Consider the following 7791-nt stretch of genomic DNA (forward strand, 5'->3'; position numbering starts at 1 on the left):
AGCCGCGTGTCGGCGAGGGCCGCCCCGCCGAGGGCCGCCGGTCGGAGGGGCAGGCCGGCCGGCTCGCCGAGGTGCCCGGCGCCGAGCGCCCGGAGTCCCGGGGCGGGTTGCGTACCGAGACCGAGCCGCCGCGGCGACGCCGGCAGACGACCCACCGGGGCCGGGCCGCGGTCGAGGAGCAGTCGCTGGCCGCCGCGCCGGCCGGTACGCCCACCGCCAACCCGGGAACCGTCGGGACGTCGTACTCCGGTGGCCAGATGACCACCACGGAGACGGCGCCGTCCCGACCGCTGAACACCGACGGCGCGTCGGGCCCACGGGTGGTGATCGACCACGTTCAGGTCAGCACGTTCGGGCTGGACGCCACGGTGGAGGTTCGCCTGATCGCCGGCGGCGAGACGGCGGTGGGTCACTCGACCGGACCGGCCGTCGACGGGTACGTGCTCCGGCTCTGCGCGGTGGCCGCCGCGGCGGCGGTGGACGAGCTGCTGCGCGGTGCCGTCCAGTCGTCGGATCGCGGTCGCTGCTTCGTGGAGCACGCCGCCGTGGTGCCGTTCGGCAACTGCGAGGTCGCCACCGTGGTGGTGCTGCTGGTGTGCGACGGCTGGGTGGAACAGCTCGCCGGTTCCGCGCTGGTGGCCGGCGACCCGCGGCAGGCGGTGGTCCGGGCGACCCTGGCCGCGGTGAACCGTCGACTCGAGGCGCTGCTGGCTTGACCGGACACGGTGTCGGCCGGGCGCGGGACGGGAAAACTGGAGGCATGAAGCCCGCCACCCTCTGGCCGGACCACCTGCTGCCCGCGCACCACGTACCCCCGCCCTGGCCCGGCCGTGAGGTGCTGCTCGACGGCACGAAGACCTACGTCCGGGACACCCCGGCCACCGCGCCCGGCGCGGAGCCGGCGCTTTACGTGCACGGCCTCGGCGGTTCGTCGCAGAACTGGACCGACCTGGCCGGTCTGCTCGCCGACCGGCTCGACGGCCAGGCCATCGACCTGCCCGGCTTCGGCCGCAGCGAGCCGGGCCGGCGCTACACCATCCCGGCCTTCGCGGAGCGGGTGGTCCGCTGGATCGAGCACAGCGATCGGGGGCCGGTGCACCTGTTCGGCAACTCCCTCGGCGGCGCGATCTCGGTGCAGGTGGCGGCGTTGCGACCGGACCTGGTGCGGACGCTGACCCTGGTCTCCCCGGCGCTGCCCTTCCTGGATTTCCGCCGGTCGTTGCAGGGCCGGATGCTGCCGGTGCTGGCGATCCCCCGAGGCGAGCGGCTGGCCGCCTGGCGGCTGGCGAAACTGGCCCCCGAGGTGATGGCCCAGCAGGTGATGGAGGCGTGCATCGCCGACCTGACCCGGATCAGCGAGCAGCGCCGGCAGGAGGCGATCGAGGAGATCCGCATCCGTTACGAGGCCACGCACTACGCGGCCGCGTACGTCCGCACCTTCCGCGGCCTGGTCTCCAGCTTCCTGCGGTCGTACCTGCCGGGGTCGGGCTCGCTGTGGCGGCTGGCCGCGTCGGTGCGGGCGCCCACGCTGGTCGTCGGCGGGCGGGCAGACCGGTTGGTCGACGTCCGGGTGGCGCCGCAGACCGCCCGGGTGATCCCGGACAGTCGCCTGTTGATGCTCGACGGGGTCGGGCACGTGGCGCAGTTGGAGGTGCCCCGCACGGTGGCGCGGGCGGTGGTGGGGCTGCTCGCCGAAACGGAGGAGAGCGGGCGACGCCGCGACATGGCAGGCTGAGCCGGATGTCCACTTCCCGCCGTCCGCGCCGCGGTGCCGTGCGGCCCGTCCCGGCCTCGACCGGTCGCTCCACGGCAGGCCGGTGGCGACCGGCGGTCGTGGTGCTCGCGTTCGTGGTCGCCACCGGGGTGGGCGTCGCGGTGGCGGTGCAGCGCCCCTACGCCAGCGCCGGGGAGTTGGTCGCTGAACGGTTGGCCGACGGGCCGGTGACCATCCCGCCGACGACCGCGCCTCCGACGCCGTCGGCGTCGCCGACCGTCGCGCCGCCGCCGACGCGTCCCGCACCGGTGCTGAGCCTGCCCGGGCCGGTGCCGAGCGCCGGTCGCGGCAGCTTCGGGTACGACGACCGGCAGGGTGAGGTGCTGGGCCGGGCGGGTGTGCTGCGCCGGTTCCGGGTGGCGGTGGAGAACGGTTCGGGCGAGGACGTGCACGCCTTCGGCGACGCCGTGCAGAAGGCGCTCGCCGGCCCGGGGAGCTGGGTGGACGGTGGGCAGTTGCGGTTGCAGCGGGTCGCCCCCGGCTCCCGGTACGACTTCACGATCTACCTGGCCACGGCGAACACGGCCGGCCGGCTGTGCCTGAACGGCGGCATCAACATCCGGGTGGGTGGCCGTCCGTACACGTCCTGCCGGGTCGCGGGCAAGGTGGTCATCAACCTGGACCGCTGGCGCAAGTCGGTGCCGCACCTGGTCCGCGCCCGGTTGCCGCTGGACACCTACCGGCTCTACGTGATCAATCATGAGGTCGGCCACCAGTTGGGGCACCACCACGAGCGCTGCCCGGGGGTGGGCCGCCCGGCCCCGGTGATGCAGCAGCAGACCCTCTTCCTGGACGGGTGCACGCCGAACCCGTGGGTGTACCTGGATGGGAAGCGGTACACCGGACCGCTGGTGTGATCACCCTAATGCGCGAAGATGAGGCACATTCGGGGTATTGGCGGTAAAGACGGCTTAGCGCCCGAATTGCGTGGCACGCTGGGGTCATGACGTCGTCGTCCCCTTACGACCCGCCTGCCGAGCCCGGCGAGGTGCCCGCCCGCCCCGGCTGCCCGGCCGGCCTCGACTTTGAGCCTCCGCCGGTGCAGGGCTCCGGTCACCCGCCGGCCCGACCCGGTGCGGTCCGGCCCAGCCTGCGGCGGATGCGTCGGCGCCGCCGCCGGGCCGTCCTGCTCCTGGTCCTCCTGCTCGCCGTCGGTGGGACGGCGGTCGGCGTGACGGAGCTGGTCCACCGGCCCGCGGACCAGCCGTCGTCGACGGCCGGCGATACCCGCCTGGCCAACGGGCTGGGCGGCGCCGGCGTGCGGGTGGAGCCCAGCGGCTATCCGACCGAGGGTTCCGGCGGCTTCGCGGCCGCCGACGGCGACTCCCCGGTACGCGGATCCGGCGGTCCGCTGCGTCGTTACCGGGTCGCCGTCGAGCAGGGGACCGGGCAGGACGTCGACGACTTCGCCGCCACCGTGGACGGAGTGCTCGGCGACCCGCGGAGCTGGATCGCCTCCGGCCAGCTGCGGCTGCAGCGGGTGGCCGTGGCGGCGGCCGCCGACTTCACCATCTACCTGGCCAGCCCGGCGACCTCCGAGCGCATGTGCGCCGAGGGCGGGCTGACCACGGAGCGGTACACCTCCTGCCGGCTGCCCGGTCAGGTGATCGTCAACCTGGCCCGGTGGATGGAGGCGGTCCCGAACTACGGGGCGCCGCTGGAGACCTACCGGACGTACGTCATCAACCACGAGGTGGGACATGAACTGGGCGAGGGGCACCAGGCCTGCCCGCGGCCGGGGGCGCCGGCGCCGGTGATGCAGCAGCAGACGTACGGGCTCGACGGGTGTGTCGCCAACGCCTGGCCGTACGTCGACGGCGCCCGATACGAGGGCGCGCCCGTCGACGGCGTCTGAGTTATTCCCGCTCCCGCATGTCGGACGACGTGTCCCTCATCATGGCCGGGGTCGGCTTTCCCGAGCAACAATGGCGCGGTTCACCACCGCCGATCCCGGGGAGTCCACCGTGTCGTTGCCCCCGCTCGTCGAGCCCGCCGCCGAGCTGACCGTTGACGAGATCCGTCGCTACTCGCGCCACCTGATCATCCCGGACGTCGGGGTCGAGGGGCAGAAGCGGCTGAAGAACGCCCGGGTGCTCTGCGTCGGCGCCGGCGGTCTCGGCTCACCGGCCCTGCTGTACCTCGCCGCCGCCGGCGTCGGCACGCTCGGCATCATCGACTTCGACACCGTCGACGAGTCCAACCTCCAGCGGCAGATCATCCACGGCGTCTCCGACGTCGGCCGTTCCAAGGCCGAATCGGCCGCGGCCTCGATCCGCGAGATCAACCCGCTGGTCAACGTGGAGATCCACAACACCGCGCTGGACCGGGACAACGTCAAGGAGATCTTCTCCCGGTACGACCTGATCGTCGACGGCACCGACAACTTCGCCACCCGCTACATGGTCAACGACGCGGCCGTGCTGCTCGGCAAGCCGTACGTGTGGGGGTCGATCTACCGCTTCGACGGCCAGGCGTCGGTGTTCTGGGCCGAGCACGGCCCGTGCTACCGCTGCCTCTACCCGGAGCCCCCGCCGCCCGGCATGGTGCCGTCCTGCGCCGAGGGCGGCGTCCTCGGCGTGCTCTGCGCCTCGATCGGGTCGATCCAGGTCAACGAGGCCATCAAGCTGCTCGCCGGCATCGGCGAGCCGCTGGTCGGCCGGCTGATGGTCTACGACGCCCTGGAGATGAGCTACCGCAAGATCAAGGTTCGCAAGGACCCGAACTGCGTGCTCTGCGGCGAGAACCCGACCGTGACTGAGCTGCTGGAGGACTACGAGGACTTCTGCGGTGCGGTCTCCGAGGAGGCCCAGGAGGCGGTGGTCGAGGCAACCATCACCGCGCTGGAGCTCAAGGAGTGGCAGGACGCCGGCAAGGACATCTTCCTGGTCGACGTCCGCGAGCCGGCCGAGTACGAGATCGTCCGCATCCCCGGCGCGACCCTGATCCCCAAGGGCGAGATCATCTCCGGCGAGGCGCTCGCCAAGCTCCCGCAGGACAAGCAGATCGTGCTGCACTGCAAGTCCGGTGTCCGCTCCGCCGAGGCGCTCGCCGCGCTCAAGGCGGCCGGGTTCCGGGACGCGGTGCACGTCCAGGGCGGCGTGCTCTCCTGGATCAAGCAGATCGACCCGTCGCTGCCCGCGTACTGAGTCGTCGCGCAAAAGGCCCGTCCGGCATCGGACGGGCCTTTCGCATACCGCCCGGTGGGCCCGGCCACCCCTGGCCGAGCTACCGAGGCGTAACAAGGTTTGCGCAGGTAGCGTGTCCGCCGTGGTGGATTTGGACGCTGCGATCGGCTTCGTCGTGGCTCATGGGGACGCGGTGGACCGCGCCCGTCTCTCCCGGCTGCGCACCGGTGCTCCGGTGCCGGTCGAACTGCTCGACGCGGCCGAGGCCGGGCAGGCGCCGGGCGGCGGGTGGCCGGCCACCCTGGGATCGGAGGTGGCGTCGGTCGACGCGACCTGCTTCCGCCTGTCCGAGCTGGACGACCTCGGCGGGCTCGGCCGACCGGCGGCCCGGCACGCCCTGGACTGGCTGGCCGCGCGGCAGCTGCCCGACGGCGGCTGGGACGAGGACCCGGCGCTGGCCGGGTTCGCCCCGGAGTGGGCCACCCCCGGCGACCCGGAGGCCCGTTACTACCTCACCGCCAACGTCGCGTTCTGGCTCACCGTCGGGGGGCTGGACGCCCGCGCCGCCGGCCCGCTGGACCACCGCGTCGGTGGCGCCTACGCCGGCGTCCTGCACGGCGCCGCGCAGGCGCTCGCCGGCGGGCTCCGGCCGGACGGCAGCTGGCCGTCCTTCCTCCCCGCCGGCTGGCTGAGCGCGGCGGTGCTGCACGCCCAGCAGATGTACTACGAGTCGGCGCGGATCCAGGCCGTGCTGGCCGAGCGCATCCCGGACATGTCCCCCGACGACGTCGCGTGGCTGGCCGCGACGCTGCGCCACGTCGACGTGGGCGAGGAGCAGTGGCTCCTGGTCGCGGCCCGCCGACGGCTCGCCGAGACGCAACGCAGCGACGGTGGCTGGGACAGCGACGACGGCCCCCAGTTCGACGTGCACACCACGCTGCGGGCGATCCGGGCCTGCCGGCGGACGACACCCGAGGCCCCCGGCTCCGGGACGTCGTTCGTGCCGCCGCAGCCGGCCGCGCTGCCGTCGCCACCCGTGGTGCCGTCACCACGCCCGGCGCCCGCGTCGGAGGTGGTGCCTCCGCTCGTACCACCGGTCGTGCCACTCCCGCGGCCGAAGCCCGACGGGCCGACCCCCCCGCCGGAATCCGCGCCGCCCGAGCGGGCCGCGCCCACCGCCTGAGCGGCGCCCAGACCACCCGCGCGGCTCAGCGCAGGTGGCCGTCCCCGGTGACCACGTACTTGGTGCTGGTCAGCTCGGGCAGGCCCATCGGGCCGCGGGCGTGCAGCTTCTGGGTGGAGATGCCGATCTCCGCGCCGAAGCCGAACTCGCCGCCGTCCGTGAACCGGGTGGAGGCGTTCACCATCACCGCCGCCGCGTCGACCCGGGCCACGAACTCGCGGGCGGCGCGCTGCGAGTCGGTGACGATCGCCTCGGTGTGGCCGGTGCCGTACCGGCGGATGTGCGCGACCGCCGCGTCGAGTGAGTCGACGACGGCGACGGAGATGTCGGCGGAGAGGTACTCGGTGGCGAAGTCCTCGTCGGTGGCGGGGACGACGGCGGGTGAGTAGCCGGCCACCCGGGCGTCGCCGTGCACGGTGACCCCGGCGTCGGCGAAGGCGGTCAGCATCGCCGGCAGGAAGGCGTCCGCGACGTCCGCGTGGACCAGCAGCGATTCGGCGGTGTTGCAGGTGGAGAGGCGCTGGGTCTTGGCGTTCAGCGTGATTGCCACCGCCTTGGCCACGTCGGCGGCCGCGTCCACGTAGACGTGGCAGTTGCCGACGCCGGTCTCGATCACCGGCACGGTCGACTCCTCGACCACCGTCCGGATCAGCGACGCCCCGCCGCGCGGGATGAGCACGTCGACCAGGCCGCGGGCGCGCATCAGCTCCTTGACCGAATCCCGGGAGGTGGCGTCGAGCAGCTGCACCGCGTCCGCCGGCAGCCCGGCCGAGGCCACCGCGTCCCGGAGCACCGCGACCAGTGCCGCGTTGGAGTGCGCCGCGGACGAGGAGCCGCGCAGCAGCGCCGCGTTGCCGGACTTCAGGCAGATGCCGGCCGCGTCCACAGTGACGTTGGGGCGGGCCTCGTAGATGATGCCGACCACCCCGAACGGCACCCGGACCTGCCGCAGCTCCAGGCCGTTCGGCAGGGTCGAGCCGCGGACCACCTCGCCGACCGGGTCGGGCAGCGCCTCCATCTGCCGCAGCGCGTCCGCGATGCCGGCCACCCGGCCCGCGTCGAGGGCCAGCCGGTCCAGCACGGCCGCGGTCAGCCCGGCCTCCCGCCCCGCCGCCAGGTCCGTGGCGTTCGCGGCCAGGATCTCCGGGGTACGCGCCACCAGCGCGTCGGCCATCGCGACCAGCGCGGCGTCCTTGACCGTACGGGTGGCGACGGCGAGGGCCTCCGCCGCGTCCCGGGCCCGCCGGGCCTGCTCGACGACGCTCATGCCGGCACTCCGCTGCGCTCCGTGCCGCCATGAGGCACCACCGCGCTGAACCGATGATTCGCTCGCTGACGCTCGCTCATGTGTGCACTCCTCACAGCAGTACGAGGTCGTCGCGATGAACGACCTCCCGTTCGTACGCCGGGCCGAGCGCCGCGGCGAGTTCGGTGGTGGAGCGGCCGAGCAGCCCGGGCAGCTCCACCGCGTCGTAGTTGACCAGCCCACGGGCGACCGGCGCGCCCTCGGTGTCCACCAGGTCCACCGGGTCGCCGGCGGTGAACGCGCCGTCCACGGCGGTGATGCCGGCGGGGAGCAGCGACTTGCGCCGGCCCACCACGGCCTGCACCGCCCCGGCGTCCAGGTGCAGCCGGCCGCGCGGGGTGGTGGCGTGGGCCAGCCAGAACAGCCGGGCGGCCGGGCGCTGCCGCTCGGGGTGGAAGAGCGT

6 protein-coding genes and 2 pseudogenes are annotated in these 7791 nt (G+C 73.9%); 6 read left to right on the forward strand and 2 right to left on the reverse strand.

The annotated features are described in order from the left end of the window. The 6 genes and pseudogenes from DKL51_RS33420 to DKL51_RS33445 form a co-directional block, all read left to right on the forward strand. Positions 1-716: pseudogene (locus tag DKL51_RS33420) on the forward strand (hypothetical protein); the annotation flags it as partial. Positions 717-760: 44 nt separating this feature from the next. Further along, entirely contained in the window at positions 761-1735 is a 975-nt protein-coding gene (locus tag DKL51_RS33425) for an alpha/beta fold hydrolase (RefSeq protein ID WP_109947207.1), read from the forward strand. Between the two features lie 5 nt (positions 1736-1740). Next, positions 1741-2631, forward strand: coding sequence for a DUF3152 domain-containing protein (locus tag DKL51_RS33430; RefSeq protein WP_109947206.1), 891 nt, complete (start codon positions 1741-1743; stop codon positions 2629-2631). A gap of 86 nt (positions 2632-2717) precedes the next feature. Further along, the gene (locus DKL51_RS33435) at positions 2718-3629 is read left to right on the forward strand and encodes a DUF3152 domain-containing protein (RefSeq protein WP_243422680.1); all 912 of its coding nucleotides are present in this window, start codon (positions 2718-2720) and stop codon (positions 3627-3629) included. Between the two features lie 70 nt (positions 3630-3699). Next, the gene (moeZ, locus tag DKL51_RS33440) at positions 3700-4920 is read left to right on the forward strand and encodes an adenylyltransferase/sulfurtransferase MoeZ (RefSeq protein WP_185735008.1); all 1221 of its coding nucleotides are present in this window, start codon (positions 3700-3702) and stop codon (positions 4918-4920) included. A gap of 70 nt (positions 4921-4990) precedes the next feature. Further along, a pseudogene (locus tag DKL51_RS33445) lies at positions 4991-5860 on the forward strand (prenyltransferase/squalene oxidase repeat-containing protein); the annotation flags it as partial. 247 nt (positions 5861-6107) lie between these two features. Here DKL51_RS33445 and DKL51_RS33450 read toward each other — a convergent pair. Together DKL51_RS33450 and DKL51_RS33455 are read right to left on the reverse strand one after the other, a co-directional pair. After that, on the reverse strand, positions 6108-7349 hold the full coding sequence (locus DKL51_RS33450; protein WP_109947205.1) for a glutamate-5-semialdehyde dehydrogenase: 1242 nt from the start codon (positions 7347-7349) through the stop codon (positions 6108-6110). Positions 7350-7440: 91 nt separating this feature from the next. Then, positions 7441-7791, reverse strand: a 351-nt coding sequence (locus DKL51_RS33455; protein WP_311768104.1) for a PUA domain-containing protein, incomplete at its 5' end; no start/stop codon positions are given.

It is taken from the genome of Micromonospora globispora (genome assembly GCF_003857015.1).
Classification (GTDB): Bacteria; Actinomycetota; Actinomycetes; order Mycobacteriales; family Micromonosporaceae; genus Micromonospora; species Micromonospora globispora.

Excerpts from the sequence above, each read along its gene's own strand:
- DKL51_RS33435 (WP_243422680.1), top strand. The coding sequence starts at position 2,718 with ATGACGTCGTCGTCCCCTTACGACCCGCCTGCCGAGCCCGGCGAGGTG.
- moeZ (WP_185735008.1), top strand. The coding sequence starts at position 3,700 with ATGGCGCGGTTCACCACCGCCGATCCCGGGGAGTCCACCGTGTCGTTG.
- DKL51_RS33450 (WP_109947205.1), bottom strand. The coding sequence starts at position 7,349 with ATGAGCGTCGTCGAGCAGGCCCGGCGGGCCCGGGACGCGGCGGAGGCC.
- DKL51_RS33430 (WP_109947206.1), top strand. The coding sequence starts at position 1,741 with ATGTCCACTTCCCGCCGTCCGCGCCGCGGTGCCGTGCGGCCCGTCCCG.
- DKL51_RS33425 (WP_109947207.1), top strand. The coding sequence starts at position 761 with ATGAAGCCCGCCACCCTCTGGCCGGACCACCTGCTGCCCGCGCACCAC.